At 39.4% G+C, this 20179-nt stretch carries 19 protein-coding genes; 5 read left to right on the plus strand and 14 right to left on the minus strand.

Annotated elements, in window-relative coordinates:
• Positions 1–19: 19 nt before the first annotated feature.
• Positions 20–1507 carry a glucose-6-phosphate dehydrogenase gene (zwf, locus tag EL140_RS05280; protein WP_000096118.1) on the plus strand — a complete coding sequence of 496 codons (1488 nt, stop codon included), beginning with the start codon at positions 20–22 and terminating at the stop codon, positions 1505–1507.
• Between the two features lie 44 nt (positions 1508–1551).
• Here the strand turns inward: zwf and ftsY are convergent, their stop codons facing one another.
• From ftsY to EL140_RS05295, 3 genes are read right to left on the minus strand one after another with little or no spacing between them, the layout of a single operon-like run.
• Positions 1552–2853 carry a signal recognition particle-docking protein FtsY gene (gene ftsY / locus EL140_RS05285; RefSeq protein ID WP_000522279.1) on the minus strand — a complete coding sequence of 434 codons (1302 nt, stop codon included), beginning with the start codon at positions 2851–2853 and terminating at the stop codon, positions 1552–1554.
• A gap of 3 nt (positions 2854–2856) precedes the next feature.
• Entirely contained in the window at positions 2857–3675 is an 819-nt protein-coding gene (locus EL140_RS05290; RefSeq protein WP_000763414.1) for a Cof-type HAD-IIB family hydrolase, read from the minus strand.
• Entirely contained in the window at positions 3675–4466 is a 792-nt protein-coding gene (locus EL140_RS05295) for a Cof-type HAD-IIB family hydrolase (RefSeq protein ID WP_002875539.1), read from the minus strand. The genes EL140_RS05290 and EL140_RS05295 overlap by 1 nt, the downstream gene beginning before the upstream one ends.
• Before the next feature lie 205 nt (positions 4467–4671).
• Here EL140_RS05295 and EL140_RS05300 point away from each other — a divergent pair, with 205 nt between their 5' ends.
• Positions 4672–5367, plus strand: coding sequence for a VIT1/CCC1 transporter family protein (locus EL140_RS05300; RefSeq protein WP_000136035.1), 696 nt, complete (start codon positions 4672–4674; stop codon positions 5365–5367).
• A 39-nt stretch (positions 5368–5406) separates the two neighbouring features.
• On the opposite strand, the gene EL140_RS05305 is transcribed toward EL140_RS05300, so the two are convergent.
• The 8 genes from EL140_RS05305 to EL140_RS05340 form a co-directional block, all read right to left on the minus strand.
• Positions 5407–7395: an FtsX-like permease family protein gene (locus tag EL140_RS05305; RefSeq protein WP_000489342.1), complete on the minus strand. Its 1989-nt coding sequence runs from the start codon at positions 7393–7395 to the stop codon at positions 5407–5409.
• Position 7396: 1 nt separating this feature from the next.
• Positions 7397–8155, minus strand: a complete 759-nt coding sequence (locus EL140_RS05310) for an ABC transporter ATP-binding protein (protein ID WP_000173369.1) — start codon at positions 8153–8155, stop codon at positions 7397–7399.
• Positions 8156–8569: 414 nt separating this feature from the next.
• A complete protein-coding gene (locus tag EL140_RS05315) occupies positions 8570–9661 on the minus strand; it encodes an AAA family ATPase (RefSeq protein WP_000218781.1) in 1092 nt (363 codons plus the stop codon).
• 3 nt (positions 9662–9664) lie between these two features.
• Complete coding sequence (locus tag EL140_RS05320) at positions 9665–10387, minus strand: coiled-coil domain-containing protein (RefSeq protein ID WP_000434517.1); 723 nt, start codon at positions 10385–10387, stop codon at positions 9665–9667.
• A gap of 10 nt (positions 10388–10397) precedes the next feature.
• Positions 10398–12089, minus strand: coding sequence for an AI-2E family transporter (locus EL140_RS05325; protein ID WP_001262749.1), 1692 nt, complete (start codon positions 12087–12089; stop codon positions 10398–10400).
• A gap of 109 nt (positions 12090–12198) precedes the next feature.
• Positions 12199–12471 carry a PspC domain-containing protein gene (locus EL140_RS05330; RefSeq protein ID WP_001092797.1) on the minus strand — a complete coding sequence of 91 codons (273 nt, stop codon included), beginning with the start codon at positions 12469–12471 and terminating at the stop codon, positions 12199–12201.
• A gap of 59 nt (positions 12472–12530) precedes the next feature.
• Complete coding sequence (locus EL140_RS05335) at positions 12531–12974, minus strand: SprT family protein (RefSeq protein ID WP_000778611.1); 444 nt, start codon at positions 12972–12974, stop codon at positions 12531–12533.
• Positions 12961–15090 (minus strand): Tex family protein, encoded by a 2130-nt coding sequence (locus EL140_RS05340; RefSeq protein ID WP_000359163.1) that lies wholly within the window; start codon positions 15088–15090, stop codon positions 12961–12963. Before EL140_RS05340 ends, EL140_RS05335 begins: the two co-directional genes overlap by 14 nt.
• Before the next feature lie 130 nt (positions 15091–15220).
• Here EL140_RS05340 and EL140_RS09770 point away from each other — a divergent pair, with 130 nt between their 5' ends.
• Genes EL140_RS09770 through EL140_RS05355 form a run of 3 tightly spaced genes read left to right on the plus strand, consistent with a single transcriptional unit; the run spans position 15221 to position 17070 of the window.
• The gene (locus EL140_RS09770) at positions 15221–15352 is read left to right on the plus strand and encodes an SPJ_0845 family protein (protein ID WP_000290781.1); all 132 of its coding nucleotides are present in this window, start codon (positions 15221–15223) and stop codon (positions 15350–15352) included.
• Positions 15353–16258 (plus strand): permease, encoded by a 906-nt coding sequence (locus tag EL140_RS05350; protein WP_000151878.1) that lies wholly within the window; start codon positions 15353–15355, stop codon positions 16256–16258. It begins immediately after the preceding gene.
• Positions 16255–17070, plus strand: a complete 816-nt coding sequence (locus EL140_RS05355) for a TIGR03943 family putative permease subunit (RefSeq protein WP_000984355.1) — start codon at positions 16255–16257, stop codon at positions 17068–17070. Before EL140_RS05350 ends, EL140_RS05355 begins: the two co-directional genes overlap by 4 nt.
• A 151-nt stretch (positions 17071–17221) precedes the next feature.
• Here EL140_RS05355 and EL140_RS05360 read toward each other — a convergent pair whose 3' ends face one another.
• From EL140_RS05360 to EL140_RS05370, 3 genes are all read right to left on the minus strand, one after another.
• On the minus strand, positions 17222–18274 hold the full coding sequence (locus tag EL140_RS05360) for a hypothetical protein (RefSeq protein ID WP_000521315.1): 1053 nt from the start codon (positions 18272–18274) through the stop codon (positions 17222–17224).
• 8 nt (positions 18275–18282) lie between these two features.
• Positions 18283–19056, minus strand: a complete 774-nt coding sequence (locus tag EL140_RS05365) for a nucleotidyltransferase domain-containing protein (RefSeq protein WP_001194456.1) — start codon at positions 19054–19056, stop codon at positions 18283–18285.
• Between the two features lie 135 nt (positions 19057–19191).
• Complete coding sequence (locus EL140_RS05370; RefSeq protein ID WP_000633641.1) at positions 19192–20142, minus strand: bifunctional riboflavin kinase/FAD synthetase; 951 nt, start codon at positions 20140–20142, stop codon at positions 19192–19194.
• Positions 20143–20179: the final 37 nt, after the last annotated feature.

Here is a 20179-nt window from a genome sequence, read left to right on the forward strand (position 1 = left end):
ATAGAAATTAGGTAGCTAGATGTCATCAAAGGTTATTGTTACAATTTTCGGTGCGAGTGGAGATTTAGCTAAACGCAAACTCTACCCTTCCCTTTTCAGACTCTATAAATCAGGCAATCTCTCTGAGCATTTTGCTGTTATCGGAACAGCTCGTAGACCTTGGAGTAAGGAATATTTTGAATCTGTAGTTGTTGAGTCCATCCTTGATTTGGCAGATAGTACCGAGCAAGCCCAGGAATTTGCTAGCCACTTCTACTATCAAAGCCATGATGTGAATGATACGGAACATTACATTGCTTTGCGTCAATTACAAACTGAGCTGAATGAAAAATACCAAGCTGAACACAATAAGCTCTTCTTCTTGTCTATGGCACCTCAGTTCTTTGGAACCATTGCCAAGCACCTCAAATCTGAAAACATTGTCGATGGTAAAGGTTTTGAGCGCTTGATCGTTGAGAAACCATTTGGTACAGACTACGAAACAGCTAGCAAACTCAATGAAGATCTCCTTGCGGCCTTTGATGAAGAGCAAATCTACCGTATCGACCATTACCTAGGTAAAGAGATGATTCAGAGTATCTTTGCTGTTCGTTTTGCCAACATGATCTTTGAGAATGTTTGGAATCGCGAACACATCGATAATGTTCAGATTACCTTTGCGGAACGTTTGGGTGTTGAAGAACGCGGTGGCTACTACGATCAATCTGGTGCCCTTCGTGATATGGTGCAAAACCATACTCTTCAACTCCTCTCTCTTCTAGCCATGGACAAACCAGCTAGCTTTACAAAGGATGAGATTCGTGCTGAAAAGATAAAGGTCTTTAAAAACCTCTATCATCCAACTGAGGAAGAACTGAAAGAACAGTTTATCCGTGGTCAATATCGCTCTGGTAAAATCGATGGCATGAAATACATTTCCTATCGAAGCGAGCCAAATGTCGATCCTGAATCTACAACAGAAACCTTTGCGTCTGGTGCCTTCTTTGTAGACAGCGATCGCTTCCGTGGCGTTCCTTTCTTCTTCCGTACTGGTAAACGCCTGACAGAAAAAGGGACTCATGTCAACATCGTCTTTAAGCAAATGGACTCTATCTTTGGAGAACCATTAGCACCGAATATCTGGACCATCTATATCCAACCAACTGAAGGATTCTCTCTCAGCCTAAATGGGAAGCAAGTCGGTGAAGAATTTAACCTAGCACCAAGCTCTTTAGATTATCGTACAGATGCTACCGCTACTGGGGCTTCACCAGATCCATACGAAAAGCTAATCTACGATGTCTTGAACAACAATTCTACCAACTTTAGCCACTGGGATGAGGTGAGCGCTTCTTGGAAATTGATTGACCGTATCGAAGAGCTCTGGGCTCAAAATGGAGTTCCGCTCCACGACTACAAGTCTGGAAGCATGGGACCACAAGCAAGCTTTGACTTACTTGAAAAGTATGGAGCCAAATGGACCTGGCAACCTGATATCGCCTATCGAGAAGATGGCCGTTTAGAATAGCAAAAATATCCTGCAAGTCAATCTTGCAGGATATTTATTTTGTATTAAATCAAGCCTTCTAAGAGACCCTTCATAAAGTTTTCTGAGTTGAATTCCCCAATATCATCAATTTTTTCACCGAAACCAATCAATTTTACAGGGATATTGAGTTCTTCGCGGATAGCCAGAACAACACCACCTCGGGCAGTTCCGTCAATTTTTGTCAAAACAATACCTGTCAATGGTGTTATCTTCGAAAATTCCTTAGCTTGTACCAAGGCGTTCTGTCCAGTTGAAGCATCGAGTGCCAGGAAAGTTTCATGAGGTGCTTCAGGAACGACACGTTTGATAATGCGACCAATCTTTTCCAACTCAGCCATAAGGTTGTCCTTGTTTTGCAGACGACCTGCTGTATCAATCATGAGAATATCAATCCCTTCGGCTACGGCGCGTTCCATCCCATCAAAGACCACACTTGCTGGATCAGCCTTTTCAGGCCCCGTCACAACAGGAACATCCACACGTCGACCCCATTCAGCTAGCTGGGCCACAGCACCCGCACGGAAGGTATCTGCCGCAACCAGCATGACTTTCTTGCCAGCTTGTTTATAGCGATGAGCCAATTTCCCAATAGAAGTTGTTTTCCCAACACCATTAACACCAACAAAGAGCATGACTGTCAAACCATCTTGGAAATGGATTTGTTCATCGTAGTTGCCATCCTTCTCATAGAGTTCAACCAATTTCTCGATAATGACACGACGAAGTGCGTCAGGCTTCTTAGCGTTTTCGAGTTTAGCTTCATAGCGTAGTTCTTCTGTTAGGTTTGAAGCGACCTGCACACCGACGTCACTCATGATGAGCAGTTCTTCCAATTCCTCGAAGAATTCTTCATCGACAGAACGGAAGTTGGCAAAGAAGGCATTCAAACGAGCACCGAATCCTGTACGGGTTTTCTTGAGACTGCGGTCATATTTTTCCTGTACGGTTTCTTCAACCTGAGGAAGTTCTTCTTCTACTACTTCAGAAGCTAGTTCTTCTTCAGTTTCTTGGTTCTCTTCTTCTAGAAATTTTTCCGACTCTTGGAATTGTTCCAATTCATCAGATTCTAGCCCAAGCTCTTCCTGAGCAGTTTCCTCGACTGCTTCTGGTTCAATCACTTCTTCTGTTGAGACTTGAGGAAGTTCTTCTTGAGCAGGTGTTTTTTCCACTTTGTCTCTTGCTGTCTCTTCCTGAGCAGTTTCTTCGACTGCCGTTTGGTTTTCTTCAACCTCTTCTGACAAATCAAGATTTTCCAAAGCTTCTTTAACAATATCTTCGATTTTCGGCTCTTCTTTTTTCCCGAATAAACGGTCAAACAATCCCATATTCTAATTCTCCTTTAGCACGTATTCTTCGATAACCCAGGCAACGGCTTCCTCATCGTTGGTCATTGGGGTAATCACATTGGCGACTTCCTTAACTGCTGGAACTGCATTTTGCATGGCAACTCCCAGACCTGCCCACTCAATCATGGAAAGGTCATTGGCCTCGTCCCCACAAGCCATAACTTGACTTTGATCAATTCCTAAATGTTTAATTAATTTCGCTAAACCTGTCGTCTTGTGGACATTTTTCGGCGACCATTCCAATAAGAGTTCACGCGATTTAAAGATTTCATATTGGTCAAATAATTCTGGAGAAATCTGTTGAATCGCTGCATCCAAAGGTTCTTGGGCAAAGGCAGTCACACATTTATTATACGTCATCTGACTAGATAGATCCTCAAAAGCGACAGGTACGAAAGTCAAGGCTGGGTTGAACTTGGCATAGAGACTTTCTTGGTCAGACTGGATTTGATAGACGGTTCCTTCTGAAATGGCATCTAACGGCAACCCTAGTTTTTCAGTTTCCTCGTACAAGCGTGCCACATCGTCGATTGAAAAGACGGTTTTATCGAGAATCTCCCCTGTATTTTTCTGTACTAGACCACCATTAAAGGTGATGGTGTACTCATCCTCCTGACCATCAGTCCCTAGCTCATGGAGAAAGAAATCCATAGCCTTCAGAGGACGTCCCGTTGTCAGAACGACCTTGATGTCACGGTCACGCGCAGCTTTGAGGACCGCCTTGGTACGATCTGTCAGCTTTTTATCCGTTGTCAGCAAAGTACCGTCCAAATCCAGTGCAATCAATTTAATATCTGCCATTACAAACCCTCCATATAAGCCATCACTGATTGGTCCTTATGGTGGCCAATCACTGCTTCTGCTAATTCTAAAATTTCTGGTCGCGCATTTTCAGGAGCGATGGGGTGCCCCACTACCTGCATCATGTGAAGGTCATTGAGATTATCGCCAAAAGCCATAACCTGATCCATGGTCAGACCCAGTTTTTTTGCCAGCTCAACAATAGCTACACCCTTATCAACATAGTCCAAGACAATATCAATGGATTCAAAACCAGTTGTCATGGCTTTCACACCAGGAACATTTTCGTTGACCCAGGCCTCACCAACTTCTATCGTTTCTTCTGTGAAGTTGGTGGTGAATTTAAAAATCTCATCCGTGATATCTTCTAAACTCGCTACTTTTTGAATGTTTTCATTGTAGTGACGACTAAACATCAGATAGATCTCATCCACTGTATCCAATACATAACAAGCTTTTTTCCCAGTCAAGAGCATTTTTCTTTCATCAAAATAGGGCGATTTCTTTAAAGCTTCAAAAGTGCTCAAGTAAAAATCCCGAGACATAGTAGCCTCATACATATCCTCGCCATGAAACTCAACATAGCTCCCATTTTCAGCTATAAAAATCACTTCATCACGCACATCCGCAAACAACTTTTTCAGGGACAAGATACCGCGACCTGAAGCCACAGCAAAATAAATCCCCTTTTCCTTGTAGGAAACAAGTACGTTTTTGAGGCGTTTCATATCAAACCGACCCTCTCCATCTAGAAAGGTTCCATCCATATCGGTTGCTACAAGTTTAATCATAAAATCCTTCATTCTCCAATTGATAAATCTATCTTCTATTATACCATAGATAAGTTTAAAAAGGTCCAGTACAGTAGGATAGCACTACTTTTTCGGAGAAACTTCAAAGGGCCTAAAAATTAGAATCGTAGAACTTTTTTCAGATAGTTTAAAAAGTTTGTATTCCCCTACTCTTTTCTCTATAATGGAGAGAAAGGAGATGACTATGACTGAAATAAAACATGAAATTGATGCAAACTTTGCAGGCCGACTCAATATCCTACGCGCGGGTGTTCTTGGTGCCAATGATGGGATTATTTCCATCGCTGGAGTCGTTATCGGTGTTGCCAGTGCGACAAGCAATATCTGGATTATCTTTTTATCAGGTTTGGCTGCTATCCTCGCTGGTGCTTTTTCTATGGCAGGTGGCGAATATGTCTCTGTATCCACTCAGAAAGACACGGAAGAAGCCGCTGTCGCTAGAGAACAATTGCTCTTGGACAAAGACATCGAATCTGCTAAACAATCCCTCTATGCTGCTTACCTTCAAAACGGTGAGTGTGAAACGTCTGCCCAACTCTTGACCAACAAGGCCTTTTTAAAAAATCCACTTAAAGCCTTGGTCGAAGAAAAGTATGGAATCGAGTACGAAGAGTTTACCAATCCTTGGCATGCTGCTATCTCTAGCTTTATCGCCTTTGTATTAGGAAGTCTTCCTCCCATGCTGTCGATCATCGTCTTTCCAAGTGACTTTCGGATTCCAGCTACTGTTATTATCGTAGCCCTCTCCCTTCTTATTACGGGCTATACTAGTGCTAAATTAGGCAAGGCTCCTACGAAAACAGCTATGATCCGCAACCTCTGTATCGGACTTCTGACCATGGGCGTAACCTTCCTCTTGGGACAACTCTTTAGCATTTAAGATAAAAGAAATACCTCGATAAACATCGAGGTATCTTTTTTACATTTGCACAATCTTACGATAGCTTCTTGAGGTAATCATAAAGATTAAGACATAGACAATGAGGAATATAGCACAGATGGACAGAGTGACTGTCAACATCATGGTCGCATCTAGCACACCAATGACTTTTAGGATGAGGCTAAGCATATGATAGGCAAATGCAAGGTGTAGGAAGGCAAATAGCAAAGGAAGGAAGAATACAGTTAGCACCTGTTTGTTGATAGTTTGCTTGATTTGCTTTTGATCGAGACCGACTTTTTGCAAAATGATAAAGCGTTCACGATCTTCATAGCCTTCAGAGATTTGTTTGTAGTAGATAACAAGAACTGTTCCCACCATAAAGATGATAGAGAGAAAGATACCGATGAAGAAAACTCCACCAAAGAGAGCACTCATCTGCGCACTACTATCAGCCAGATTGCTTCCGTAAACATAGCTTCCTTCTTTGTTTATTTCTCTATTAAAGTTGTTAACGAATTTTGAATAGTTATCTGCAATTTTAAGTTGCTCGTCCTCATTAGCTGTTACATTCATTCCCCCATAGTATTGATTAAAGATGGAAGAGTTAGGATGCTGTTCAAGAAAGGCTTGTAAGTCAGGAACAACCAAATAGTTATAGTCCGAAGTTAGAATATTGTACTGATTTGGGACATGTTCAAGAATAAAATCTTTTTTGATTTCTTCTTTGATCGTGTAGGTCTGGTTATTCAGAGTCAGTTCTTTCTGCCCTTGAAGTTCCTTGTTTTGAGCAAACAATCCAACTTCCTTACCTGAAAGTCCAAGTTTCTGTCCTGTCATATTCTCATAGTCTTTTTGGTCAAAGACCATAAAAATAGTTTTCGGTTGAACACGATTTTGACCTTTCTCAAAGATTGTCAATTTCGTACCTTCTTGATTTGCCACACCAAAGTTACTGTATGTAAGAACTTCTTTCTTTGTGACAGTCAATCCTTTATCACTAGCATACTTGTTCAAGAGTTTTTCGATGTCTTCTTTTTCAACATTCTGTCCTGTAATCCCAAAATCATGTGGATTCATGACCTTCTTGAAGTTTTCTGAAGCCTTAAAAATGCTTGTTGCAGCAGACATAGTCACCAAGACCATGGTTGAAAGAATGGCAATCGTAGCCAAACCAACCGCATTTTTCTTCATACGGAAAATGAGATTAGATACGGAAATCATGTTGTTGGGTTGGTAATAGTAAGTCTTGTTTTTCTTTAAGATTTGTAAGAAAACTGTAATCCCTGCATTGAAGAGAAGATAAGTTCCCAAAATTACCAACAAGACTGCTACGAAGAAAATCAGAACAGCAGAAAGTGGGTTTTCGACTGTTACTGCTAGATAATAACCCGCTCCCAAACTAATCAGACCTAGAATGGTTTGAAGGCCTAAGAAACGTCCTTTTTTCTCACCACTGGCTTTTTCACGAGAGAGTTGAAGGGCATTCATGCGTGCGATGCGAAAGGCATTGATAAAAATTAGACCTAGGAAGATAGCTCCAAAGACGATAAGAACTAGGATAAAGACAATTGGTTGGAAAGTCGAAACGAGCTCCACCTTCATCTTCATCAGCTTCAGAAGAAGGGCAAAGATTAGCTTATCAAAGAGAGCTCCTAGGCCGAGACCAGCTGTCAAGGTTAAGGAACCAAAAATAAGAAGCTCCTTAAAAACCATACTGATCAAATGGCGCTTTTCAAGCCCCAGCATACCATATACACCCAGCTCCTTGGAGCGGTTCTTCATGACAAAACTATTGGCATAAAGGACAATAATTCCAGAAGCGATGGTAACAACTACCATACCGAGGGCAAGCGTCATAGAGATAGTTTCTCCTCCTCGAATCTTGCCAATGTTAGGATTAAGTGACAATGAGTAAAAAAGATAGGTGATGGTCACTGCTAAGAGAACAGCAAGGGCAAAGGGATAGTAGAGTTTGCGGTTTTTAATCAAGTTAGATACCGCTAACTTATTGGTTAATCGGAACATACTAATTCACCTCGCTTGCCATAACAGTCAAAGTATCAGAGATTTCTTGGAACATCTGACGCTCTGTCTTGTCTCCGCGGTAGATTTGGTTGTAAAGAATGCCATCCTTGATAAAGAGTACACGCTTGGCCCTACTGGCTGCAGCTGTTGAGTGGGTTACCATGAGAATGGTTTGGCCTCGCTCATTGATTTCATCAAAAACATCTAGAAGAGCTGCAGATGACTTGGAGTCAAGGGCTCCTGTTGGCTCATCAGCAAGGAGAATTTCAGGTTCTGTGATGATGGCGCGTGCTACTGCTACCCGCTGTTTTTGACCCCCTGAGATCTCGTAAGGATACTTCTCTTGCAATTGGTTGATGCCCAAATTTTCAGCTGTCACTACCAATTTCTTCATCATCTCCGTAATGGGTTTTCGAGATAAAACTAGAGGAAGTAAGATATTGTCCTTAACAGACAGGGTATCTAGCAGATTAAAGTCTTGGAAAACAAATCCCAACTTCTCACGACGGAAACTCGAAGCCTGTGAATTTTTAATAGTGGCTGTGTCGGTTCCGTTTAAGTAAACCTGCCCGCGAGTTGGTTTATCCAGCATAGCTAGAATGTTGAGCAGGGTTGACTTTCCTGAACCAGATTCACCCATGATGGCAACGTAGTCACCCTTTTCCACGGTAAAGTGAATATCTTTGAGTGCCTCTACCTGATTGCCTTGGAAACGTGTTTTGTAGATTTTTTGAACGTGTTTTACATCTAAAAGTGTCATAATTTTCTCCTTCTTAATATCCCATCATTTGAAACTGTGCTTGCATCATAGCGCATCCCAGTTGAACACGCTCTATGTCTTTTTGACTTGGTTTTCTTCTTTTCTTTTGTAAGATTCTTTTCATGTTTTTGCTCCTTTGTTCTTTATGAGTCTAGTTTATCGCAAAAAAAGACGGCTTGCCATAACCTAACCTTACAAAAGAGACTTTAATCTTACATTTTTGTAAGATAGAAGAATATCAAGTAATTTCGCTATCAATATTTTACCACAAATGAAATACAAGAAGAAAACCCTTGCGGATGCAAGGGTTAAAATCAACTATTCAGTCTGCATCAATCAGTAAGAAATGTAGCTACAATTTGATAAGACATTCTTTCAATTAATTATACTTCTATGTTACCAGAACTGTTTTATTCAAAAAGAAAAATCGTCTTTTATCAACAAAGTTAAATCTTTTGAGGTCAAATTTTCACTTTGATCAATTCGAACTGCTTGATTCATTATTAAGTCTTCATAAAGATTTCGAACGAAACGACCGTTAGAAAAATTGGTGAGATTACTTTCTAACTTATCATTAAAATAATTTAATAATATTTCTTTTAGCTTGTCTTCAATCTGGTAGTCGTCTTTTCTTGCTAAAGTTTCTAGAATATCTAACAATTCTGTAGAAGAGTAATTTTCAAAATTAATAAAATAATTAAAGCGAGACTTTAGACCAGGATTCGATTCAAAAAAATGATTCATTGGATCAGTATATCCTGCAACAATAACAATTAGATCATCTCTTGAATCCTCTAGAGCCTTTGTTAATTCTGTTAAACATTCTCGTCCATATGAATCAGTATTGTCATTTTCTGTAATACTATAAGCTTCATCTATGAATAAAACGCCACCTTTTGCTTTTTCGATAACATTTTTTACTTTCAAAGCGGTTTGACCTTGGTAACCAGCAATTAAATCCGTTCTAGAGACTTCAGTAAAATGCCCCTTTGAAAGAAGGCCTAACTGATAATACATTCGACCTACAATTCTAGCTACTGTCGTCTTTCCAGTACCAGGATTCCCCATAAACGCCATATGTAAAGTTCTCTTTGGTACTTTTAGCCCAGACTCTTTTCTTTTGGACTGAACCTTTTGATATATAACTAACCTTGAAACTTCCTCTTTAACTTTTTGTAAACCAACTAATTGATTTAATTCCTTCATCAATTCATCCAAAGAAGAGTTGTTACGTTTTCCTAACTCCTTCCCTAGTATTTCAAAAAGATAAGAGTAACCTAAATAACAAGCTAAATTATCAGACAATTCTTTTAGCGTTTGACTTATCTTGCTTATTTTATTCTCTTTTTGAAATAAATACATAGATTTATATAAATCTGCTACTTTATTTGTGTCTGAATAATCAATTATAATCTCATTCACTTTTGTGAGAAAAGTCGACTCATTACCCAGTTGTCGATCCAATTTTTTGGCGCTCTCAATTAGCTTGTCACGAGATACAGTCATAATTTACCTCAAAAACATAAAAAGTAAAGTTATTAACAACATTCCAATAGATACTCCTGATACAATAAAGAGTGTAAGAAGACGATTTGAAATAAATTGAATTTGTTGTTTACTTTCTTTCAACTCTTTTCTGAGTTCTTCAATCTCAGCAGTGTGAGAGACTGTTTCCAAAGGAAGCTGACTAACAGTGCCCTCTAAGTTGACAATTCTATCATCTAGTGCAGAAAGTCGTTCCTCATTTTCGACGATAGAATTTTTACTTTTTTCTTCGTTAAATTTCTCTTTAAACTGCTTAAGAGCTTCTAAAGTTAATTTTTGTTTCTCTATGGTTTTATCAATACGAGCTTGTTCTTTCAGAATTTTTTTGTTGGTATGTTCAATGGCAGCTACAGAAGAAAGAATAGCTTGAATATAATCTTTATCCAGCGCTTCTAAAGCTTTATAAACTTGACCAAATTCTTCAATAAATGTTTGTTGATTATCATAAAATTTTGAAATGTAATTTTGAATTTGTTCAACTAACGTATTAAACTCGTTTCCTGTCACTCCATGTTCAGCAAACTCAAAACCGAAGAAATCATCGTGAGTTCTAACTTTATCAAAATACAGTTCATCTTGACTTTGTTCAGCAAACTCTTTCAGATGCTCTTTTGCTTCATCGAAATCATGTTTGCTAATGTTTATTTCAATTGTTTCTTGTTCTTGCTCAACTACTTCTTGTTCCATATTTATCTCCCTAATCTAATAATTCTTGTAATAAACTATCAATCTCATCAAAGTCACTTTTATCGTCTCTTGTAGATTCTTCAAAAATATCTGATAGCTTTTCTTTCATCATGGACGCAGCCATATCATGTCTTTCCTTAATAGTATTGATAACAGAATCTTTTTCTACTTGAAGCTTTATACTCTTTACATCTAGTAATTGATCTTTGATTACTAACATTTCATTATTTTGATCAATTTTCTTAGAACTTAATTCAGTAATCTGTTTATTGACAATTTGCTGATCAATCATTCTTAATACAAAAGCGCCAATTATTCCAGATAAAGTTGCTCCCATAAAAGTTCCAATCAGGCCACCGATAGTTCCCAAAAGTGGTATTGAAATAGCTAGGACTGGAAAACTAGCTGTGAGAGAAGCTCCTAAAGTTTCTCCTAGTACAATTGCTCCAGTAGCCGATAAACCCGCAACAACAATTTTTCCAACTTCTAAAATCATAATCTGAACACTTTTTTCTTTATTGTCCGGATTATTTAGATAATCAATAGCTTCTTTTAACGATTTCCAACCTTGGTGTATAAATGTCCAAGCTTTAAGAAAAGTGTTAATTACAGGTCCAACTATCGCAGAAGCAATCATCGTAATTACAGATTTACCAATGTTTAATAAGTGATTGGATAAGTTGTTTACAAATGAAATGATAGCCTCTTTTATCTTTTCAATAAAAGTCGATAAGTTTCTCTCTGTATCTTTAAGCCAAGAAATAAATTTTTTAATTAACTCTCGCAAAAATTCTGAAAGCAACTGTAAAAGTGCTGCTTTTAAAGCTTTTCCGGAAACTTTTAACGCCTCATCACGTCGTGATTTTTTACCAGATTGAATAGCTCGCTTTTCAGCTTCATCTTTTTTCTTGTCCAAATCATCCTTAGCCAGTTTATATTTTTCCCTCATTTGCTTTTCTTCTAATTCAGTCAAGTTTTGATTATCTTTTGGATACTGACCTTTAGAATTTGGATAATCGAGGTATTCCGGCACTGATTTAGACCCTTTTGCTCGATTTACACTGGCTCTCATCTCATTTAAATTTATATCGCTATTAGCAAAAGCATATTGTTGATCTTCTTCCATAAAAGCATTAACTTTACTGTCACGAATGATTTCACCAGCAGAAATAGTATGATCCATATCAGTCCCTTTTTCTTTTGAACCTTTTGGCCTATTTTTATCTAAAAACTCTCTGGCATCTTTTTTTATTGTATTTACTGTTTTCCCTGATCGAGTTGTATGAGTTCGAATATTTCCAAATTCATCTCTTTCAAATTTTTCTTGCCAATCTTTATATCTGTCCTCATATATACTTCTATCTGCGTTATGAGTAATAAATTTCCCTTTTTCAAAATTTTCAGCAGTTTGGATGTGTGCTTCTTTTCGTAAATCTAGAGTTTGGTCATGGTTGTCTATAATAAACTCTTCACCAATTTGAGCAGCTACTTGAAGCTGTACTTGTTCCCAAACTATATTCTCAATAGATTCTTGAAGATATTCGTTATTTTGTAATTTTTCTCTATCTATATCAAGTTGATCAATATGCTCAATAACATCCTTAAGATTACTCTCTAAAGAACTTTCTAATTGAAGTAATTCTTCATAATCAAAATCAAGGTCATTTACTTGCAATTCTAACAAATCGTTTTCGTTGGCCATTATAAAATCCTAACTATTCATTTTTAATATATTATAACATTTTATCTATTGATTTTACAATCACAAAAAAAGCTAATTCGCTATAGAATTAGCTTTTTATATACTCATGTTACCAAAACCAGCCATCATTGTCTTCAATGGCTTGGGCTTCCTTACGTTTGCGTGGTCCTGTTCCGTACATTTCGGCTTCGATTTCTTCCTTAGTTGGCAGGATAGAGGCAAGGATGATGTAGATTATCACACCAATTCCAAAATTTGCTACGGTAAAAATGGCGAAGAGAAAGCGGACTAGGGTTACATCAAAATTCCACTTGTCTGATAGCCCAGCTAAAACTCCTGACACCATACGATTTCGTCTCATTTTATAAAATTTTGTATTCATGATTGTTTCCTCTTTCGGTATTCTTACAAGTAGTATAGCATGAAACAGGTTCACAAACATCAGTCCTTAGGCCGATTTAAGATGACGAGTTTGCCACGGCAGACGCCACAGCGATAGCGTTTTGTATCAACCTTCCTCTTGCGTTGATAGCGTTGCTGGCAGTATTGGCACTGATAGACCAGGAAATTACTTTGGTCTTTCAAATGGGGAACAAAGCGCAGTCCATCCACTTCTTTCAAAAGTTCTTTAAAATCTCGGTCCTTATGTCGATAACCCTTTTTCTGAAAATAAAGGTGATAGTGACAGAGTTCATGGCGCACGATTTTGCGAAAGACTTCCAAACCTAGTTCATTATAAACCTTGGGATTAAAGTCCAAATGCCCATCCTTGGGGAAAAATCGTCCACCTGTCGTTCGCAGACGAGAATTCCACTGGGCTTGGTGGGTAAAAGGTCTACCAAAGTCTTCGAGGGAAACAGACTGAACGTACTCAGTCAGTTTCATCTGGAGCTAAGAGCGACAGATTGACTTTTTCACGTTCGGTATCGATTTTCTTGACCCAAACCGTTACCAAATCTCCGACTGATACCACTTGGCTGGGATGTTTGATAAATTTACGACTCATATGGGAAATATGAATCAAGCCGTCCTCGTGAATCCCGATATCAACGAAGGCACCGAAGTCAACGACATTCCGCACCACACCTTCCAGTTTCTGGCCGACTTTTAAGTCCTTGATATCCAGTACATCTTGACGGAGAACAGGTGCATCAAAAGAATCACGGAAATCTCGACCTGGTTTGAGAAGGTCAGCAATGATATCTTTAAGGGTTTCTGGACCAAGTTCTAGTTCTTGCGCCATTTCTTTGACTGAAAGGGACTTGAGTTTACTTTGAGCTTCTTCATTCAAGTCCTTGATATCCAAGCGTTTGAAGAGCTCCTTAACCGCAGCATAGTTTTCTGGGTGAACTCCTGTATTATCAAGGATATTGCTACTTTCCGGGATACGGAGGAAACCAGCGGCTTGCTCAAAGGCTTTGGCACCCAGACGAGGAACCTTCTTAATCTGATCGCGTGAAGTGATTTTTCCTTCTTCCTCACGGTATTTGACGATATTTTCAGAAATGGTTTTATTGAGTCCAGCTACATGGGAGAGAAGTGCTGGGCTGGCTGTATTGACATTGACACCGACCTGGTTAACCACCGTATCAACGACAAAGTCCAGACTTTCAGACAGTTTCTTCTGACTGACATCGTGCTGGTATTGCCCGACACCGATTGACTTGGGATCGATTTTTACCAATTCAGCAAGGGGATCTTGCAAACGACGGGCGATAGAGATAGCAGAGCGTTTTTCAACAGTTAATTCTGGAAACTCCTGACGAGCAAGTTCACTAGCAGAGTAGACAGAAGCGCCACTTTCATTGACAATAACATAGCTGACTTCTGGAAAATCTTTCAGAACTTCCGCCACAAAGGCTTCACTTTCACGACTGGCAGTTCCATTTCCGATAGCAATAATTTCTACACTGTATTGACCAATCAAGTCCGACAAATCTTTCTTGGCTTCTTCAATTTGACGAGCTGATGCTGGTTTTACTGGATAAATGACTTGAGTCGTCAGCATTTTCCCTGTTGCATCAACAACAGCCAGCTTGGCACCTGTACGAAAGGCAGGGTCAAATCCTAGAACCACGCGCCCTTTCAGCGGAGCAACCAATAGGAGATTACGCAGGTTGTCAGAAAAGAGTTGGATAGCCCCTTCTTCCGCCTTCTCAGTCAACTCTGTTCGAATGCGTCGTTCGATAGCAGGCAAGACCTTTTTCTTAACTGACTGTTGAACAACTTCATCTATATAGGCATTTTTCACCTTGAAACGGGCAGCAAAGAAAGATAAGATACGGTCCGTCGCATGTTCAAAGCCGACCTTCAAAATCCCTAGTTTCTCCCCACGATTGAGTGCCAAGGTACGATAACCTTGCATGTTGCCAACTGTCTCTGAAAAATCATAATAAATCTGAAAAACTTGTTTTTCATCAAGACTTTCATCTTTAACTTGCGAAGTGATTTTAGAGTGTCTCAGCACTTCCTGATAGGTCAGTGAACGCAAGGTCACATCTTCAGATAAGGCTTCGACCAAAATATCAACCGCACCAGCCAAGGCTTCTTGACCAGTCGCAAATCCTTCACAGACAAACTTCTCAGCTTCTTTCTCTAAACCATTTACATTCTGCAAGATCAAGCGAGCAAGAGGAAAGAGTCCAGCTTCACGAGCAATGGTTGCCTTGGTCCGACGTTTTTCCTTATAAGGAAGATAGAGTTCTTCTACGTCTGCTAATTTTTCAGCTGCCAAAATAGCTTCTTCCAATTCCTTTGTTAGCTTGCCTTGTTCTTGAATCTTAGCTAAGACAGCTTGCTTGCGGTCATTGAGATTAGTCAGACTTTTATCCAGGTCAATAATAGCCTTAATCGCCACCTCATCCAGACTACCAGTCATGTCCTTCCGATAACGCGCGATGAAGGGAATTGTCGCTCCTTCAGTGGTCAAACTTAGAACGGTATCGATTTGCTTTAAGGTTACACCCAAATCTTGGGAGATTTTTTCATATTTTTTATCCATATACCTATTATACCATAAGGAACAGCCCTTGTTTCGCCCTACCCTTTTTTACCTCTTTGATTATCAAAATAATCCCTTTTCAAGAAAATAATAGTATAATAGAGGTAGAATGTAGAAAAGAGGTAGGCCCATGGCTGTTAGATTTACAAAAACGGATGACTTGGACAAGATGTTTGAAGAATTCGCAAAACTTCCTGACTTAACACAAGTCACTTTTCCAGATGACAAAGATAAAAAAGAAAAAGTTGAGAAGAAAAAATAGATGACGATTTTCCAATCTCTTCCTCCTAGTGTATTACAAGCAGGGGCTATTTTTCTCTCCATCATGATTGAAGCCCTTCCTTTTGTCTTGATTGGGAGTCTCATTTCGGGATTGATTGAGGTCTATATCACACCTGATAAAGTTTATGAGTTTCTCCCTCGCAATCGTTGGGGGAGGATCTTTTTTGGTACCTTCATTGGCTTTCTCTTTCCTTCTTGCGAATGTGGTATCGTTCCGATTATCAATCGTTTTCTAGAAAAAAAGGTGCCCAGCTACACAGCGGTTCCTTTTCTGGTGACTGCTCCCATCATCAATCCTATCGTTCTTTTCGCTACATATTCTGCCTTTGGCAATTCAATAAAACTTGCCTTCTTGCGAGCTCTGGGAGCTATTGTGATTGCTTTGATTCTGGGGATTTTCCTAGGATTTTTCTGGAAGGAACCCATTCAAAAAGAGAATCCTATCACTTGTCATGAACATGACTTTTCACACTTGAGTCCCTCTAGAAAAGTGTTTCAGATCTTTATACAAGCTATTGATGAGTTTTTCGATATGGGGCGTTACTTGGTCTTTGGCTGTCTCTTTGCGGCTATCGTGCAGGTCTATGTCCCGACTCGGATCTTGACCTCTATCAGTGCAAGTCCAGTCCTTGCGATTCTCTTGCTCATGTTTCTAGCCTTTCTCCTCTCTCTTTGTAGCGAGGCGGACGCCTTTATCGGAGCTTCTCTCCTCTCGAGCTTCGGCCTAGCGCCAGTCCTTGCCTTTCTGATCATAGGCCCCATGCTTGATATCAAAAATCTCCTCATGATGAAACACTATCTCAAAGTGCGCTTCATCTGGCAATTTATGGGTATTGTGACAGTGCTTGTCTTGCTTTATTCTTACATGTTTGGAGTGTTGCTATGATGCGATTTTTCATTTTACTGGGTTATTTTGCCCTAACTCTGTATCTGCAGCTTTCTGGCAAGCTCAGTCACTACATTAACCTCCACTATTCCTATCTAGTCTATATCTCTATGGTCCTTTCTCTTCTGTTGGCTCTGGTCCAATTCTATATCTGGATCAAGAAAATCAACTCTCACAGCCATTTAGAAAGTCGTCGAGCTAGACGAATCAGCCTCCTTTTACTGTCACTACCTCTCTTGATTGGAGTTGCCTTTCCGACAGTAAGTTTGGACTCGAGAACTGTATCTGCCAAAGGTTATCATTTCCCACTTGCTGAGGGAATCGATACTGCTATTCAGGCAAGCGAAGGAACATCCAGTCAATACCTCAAACCCGATACCAGTACCTATTTTTCCAAATCTGCTTATGAAAAGGAAATGAGGTCTACAGCTGACAAATACCTCACCCAACCAACCATTCAAATCACTGATGAAAACTATATGGAGGTCATGGAAGTTCTCTATGACTACCCTCAAGAGTTTGAAGGAAAGCAAATCGAGTTTACAGGCTTTGTCTATAACGATCCTAGCCATCCAGATAGCCAGTTCCTCTTTCGCTTTGGAATCATCCACTGTATCGCCGATTCTGGTGTATATGGACTCTTGACAAAGGGGAACTCACGCCAGTATCCTGACAATACTTGGATCACCGCTAGCGGAACCCTGACTCTCCACTACCATAAAGAACTCAAACAAAAACTCCCAACACTAGAGGTTGAGAGTTTCACAAAAGTAGACAAACCAGAAAATCCTTATGTCTATCGCGTGTTTTAGAAAGAGATTGTTACTTTTTGAAAACATACCAATGTTATTATTTGATATAAAAAAACGAACAAGTTCTCTTCTGCATCACAGAAAAAGAGGCTGTTCGTTTTTTATTACATAGTATATAGTAAGACGTAGGGTTTAATGTTTTAAAAACTTCTTACGTTGTATAGAAATCTATCGACAAATCGCTATCAGACTCATATTTTTTCCAAGCTAAACTGAAGCCATAATAATCTTCAAATTCAGGGTGCCAGTCATAATAAAGAGGGACACGACTATACTTTCTTGCTACAACTTCGTCTTCAAATTCTGGAGACTCCCCTGCAGTAATACCAAATTGAAGACCATTTAGTTCCCAAGTATTTCCCCAAACGTTTTCATCAGAGAGAACATCGATCCATCTAGAAGCATCAATATCAAAATCTGCACATAATTCCAGTTCATAGAATTTTCTACAGTTAATCTCTGAAGGTTTTATATAAAGGGCGCTATCAACTTGGTATTTTTTATCTTTGACTTGAATCTGTGTGATTTTCATTGGAATCGGAACTCCATTTAATTCTAACCAGAAATATCCTAAAGGAGTTTTGATACTATAATATGTTTGCTGAGAGTTGGGGTTAGCATTTTTAGAGCAAACATCTAGAATTCTTCCTAACTTTTTTAAATTTCTAAAAACGTTTTTCGAAGTGATTGGGTCGAAATGTGAATACCTACGAATGACACGTTTTAACTTTTCAACAGGAAAAGTGATATCCTTTGGTAGGGCATGATACTTCTGTACAACTAAAGCAGTTTTTTCAGTATTTTCCTTCCCCACTGGGACAACAACAGCGTGTCCTATATGGATATTTGGGTCATCACAGATATAAGTATAACCATTCCCTCCCTCCTGAAATTCAACCACAACAAGATTTAACTCTTGATCTGGATCAAAGAGAGGCTCTACCTTTTCTACTTCTTGGCGCTCATAAAAAGTAAAGTGATCTCCATCCCCGTCTTCGCCAAAAACCATGAAACTGCCACACTCAGGGCACTTCCACATATAAAATGACGCTTCAGAAATATCATCGTAAGAAATTTTATTATGGTCGTCAGCTTTATTTATGATTTCTTCAAACAACTCATCCGAATAAACTGAATAAGCATTTGGATCGGGCGCTCGGTGGTCATTCATTGCTTGCCCACATTTACATGTCCATTTACCCATAAAAAACCTCAGTCGTGGCCTAATTCTTCAAGGAAAAATTGATTTAGAGCTCTCCAGTCTTTCTTTTCCTCACTAACACTTTGAACGTATGCATCTAGCTCTTGGATGTTAGCTAAAATATAATCTTGAATTGGCATTATCGGATCAATTTCCATACCTTCAGGTCCCTTTACCTTGATATCAAGCAATCTTGATACATGCTCTTTCATCTCATCAGGAAGCAATTCTTTGACCAAATCGTCAAATAAAATTGGAGGAACAGAATGGTATTTTTCAATCCAACGACAGGCCAAAATGGGACGCAGCGCATAGAAATACTTTTTAGGCTTGACCTTGCCTCCTGAAAGATACTTATTCATTTGAGTTCTAGCAGTATTCAAGTAATGATACAGCATTTTTTTCTCAGAAAAATACTGGTTAGCAAGAGGACGCATGCGCTCGATAAAATCCGTTTGTTGATAAACAATTGGTGACTGTAACCATTCAAACAGTGTAGGATTTGACTTATAAAGGAGTTTTAAAGTCTTGTCTAAATCCCAGCCACTCACATCCCAAGTATCATCAATTGGTAGCTCGATAACATCGCGCTGTTCATTCAAACGGAGATAAAAATCCTGCTTGTGTTTATAGATAAATCGCACATCAAAGTCACTATCAGGAGACTCAAATCCCCAAGCACGACTACCAGACTCAATAGCCCACAAAACTTTTACATCGAAATCACGCTCGATTTCTGCTAATTTTTCCGGTACCAAAACATTCATTTCTTCTTGCGTTTGCATAATAAAGCCTCGTCTATATTCTGAGCATAAGTAGATGCTAAAATAGGGAATTATAGGAACTAAAAAGAATTATATCACTCTTTCAAAACTACAATCAAATAAACTAAACCTTCTATAAGCTTATTCAGACGTTTTCTATACCTCAGCCCCTTGAATGACAGAATCTCCATCCTTCCAGTTTCGAGCTATCTCTTCGTCTTTCTGGAGTTGGTCTACCAGTTCCTCTACGGAGTCAAATTTGACCATATCTCGGACACGGTCCAGCCAGTAGACCATAACTGTCTCACCGTAAATATCGTCTGAAAAGTCGAAAATATTAACTTCAAAACGTGGTTCTTCTCCATCAAAGGTAACATTTTTTCCAACACTTGCCATTCCACGATATCTCTGACGTTGCACTTCGATATCGACTACGTAAACACCGTCTGCCGGCATATAGGTTCGATCTCTTAGGACCAGATTGGCTGTTGGATAACCAATAGTACGCCCACGAGCATTTCCATGAACGACCATTCCACGAGATGGGAGCGGAGTGCCGAGCAGATGATTGACTTCCTTGACATCTCCATCAAGAATTGCCTGACGAATCCGTGTAGAACTAATCTTTCCCTTTTCGTCTTCGACCGGAGGAACAATGATGATCTCTCCATCAAAATAATCCTTCAGGTCATCCGCAGTTTTCTTATCAGAGCCAAAAGTATAGTCAAATCCTGCTACAATAATAGCTGGTTTTAAAGCTCGAACATAGGTATCAAAGAATTCTTGACCCGTTAAACTAGCAAATTTGCTACTAAAGTCAAGTAAGAAAAGAGCCTCTACCCCATGCCATTTCATCTTGTGCTCTCGTTCCTCGTGATTGACGATATGGAGCATAAGCTCAGGTTGGTAAGGTTGCAAGGCAAGTTTTGGCGACTCTGTAAAGGTCATTACGACAACCGGCAGATAATCCTTCATAGAAGCCTTACTGGCCACTTCAAAAAGTTTCTGATGTCCCTTGTGGATGCCATCAAAATAACCTAGTACAAGGACTGTTTTCCCTGGTACTGCAATATCTTTTTCGTTCTTAATAGGTACTGTTGTAATCATGAAACTATTATATCATAGAGAAAGTCTTTTCGCTAAG

Source organism: Streptococcus oralis ATCC 35037, assembly GCF_900637025.1.
GTDB classification, from domain to species: domain Bacteria; phylum Bacillota; class Bacilli; order Lactobacillales; family Streptococcaceae; genus Streptococcus; species Streptococcus oralis.